At 52.5% G+C, this 1,345-nt stretch carries 1 protein-coding gene; it reads right to left on the bottom strand.

Features of this window, described 5'->3' with window-relative positions; all coding sequences use genetic code 11:
- The coding region (locus tag G465_RS14840; RefSeq protein WP_162138839.1) for a calcium-binding protein at positions 1-1,345 on the bottom strand (1,345 nt) is incomplete at both ends.

The raw sequence follows: 1,345 nt of genomic DNA, 5'->3' as shown, positions 1-1,345 counted from the left end.
GGTTGAGGAAGGTTTGGAACAACCGTGCTAGTGTGGCTTCTACGCCGTTATGAGTCAGGTGAAGGATGTCGCCGTTATCGAAGGCAATGGATTCCACGTTTTGTAAGCTCAACATCGCCCCATCGTTAAGACGGGTGATTTCCAAGGTATTGCCATTACGTTCCAGTGCATAGTCTGCCCGTGTGGTTATCAGTTTGAGCACGTCATGCCCTTTGCCACCATCGACATTCAACGCCAAGCCCATCGGCAAATAGCCCATCTCATTACCTTCGCCGCCGGTGAATTGGCGATTGGCGGTGATGTTGAGCACGTTCGGATCGTATTCAGCGGTAAACACTTCGCCATAGCGAATGGTGAGGTTATCGCCGCTGTCGAATTTGACCAGTTCGACATCGAGTAAACGATCAACTTCACCGGTGGTGTTGTGTGTCAACACCACGGTATGACCATCAATACTGATGGTGTAGTCAGTTTGTGCACCGCTTTGGATGGCAGTGTCGTTGCCAAAGCCGCCATTGAGTCGGTCATTGCCAGCACCGCCGGTTAAGCTGTCATTACCCGCACCGCCATAAACAGTGTCATTGCCGGTATCACCGTTTATGGTGTCATTGCCACCCAGTGAACCGACGGTATCATCACCGCCGCCACCGGAGATGGTGTCATCGTCGGCACCTAACACGATGAATTGTTTTTGGTTATCGCCGACTGCCACGTTTTGCCCTTGTCCACCGACGGCGCGTACTTCACCGACAATGGCGATAAAGTCGATGTTGTGAACCTGAATCACGGTGCCTTTCGGCAGTTGGCTGACATCCAGCACCACCGCTTGTTTGCCATCATTTTTGGCGTTGTTGCCGTTGATGATAATCGGGGCCGATGGCGCACCATTGCTGTTGGCAGGGACGGTTGGTGTGATCGATTTCACCACCAGTTTGTCATCATTTTGTAGCAGGTTGAGGAAGCTATTGCCGTTGTCTTTCATTTCCTGCTGGTTGTTGTTGCCGGTGTTTTTTTGTTCGATCCGGCGCAACAATTCCGCCACAGCATCGTTCTTGCTCAATGGCTCGGCTTTACCTTCTACCGTCATCCCGACCCCAGTCGGGACACTCACTGTCAACAATGCTTCACCCGCAGCGTTTTTCACTACCGGAATATCGGCGTGGGTTTGTTGGGCGGTGGTGGGATCGTCTTGGCGTTCATCTGTGACAACAGGAATCGTCATCACACGAGTTCCGTCGGTCTGTACAGTTTCATTTACCGTCACCCCGTCAAATGTGCCAGTTGGTGTTGGCGTTGGTACGGGAGTCGGTACTGGTGTCGGTACTGGTGTCGGTACTGGTGTCGG

Source organism: Aquaspirillum serpens DSM 68, assembly GCF_000420525.1.
GTDB classification, from domain to species: Bacteria; Pseudomonadota; Gammaproteobacteria; order Burkholderiales; family Aquaspirillaceae; genus Aquaspirillum; species Aquaspirillum serpens.
The sequence above is the reverse complement of the archived record's forward strand: the minus strand, read 5'-3'. Positions and strand labels throughout refer to the sequence as shown.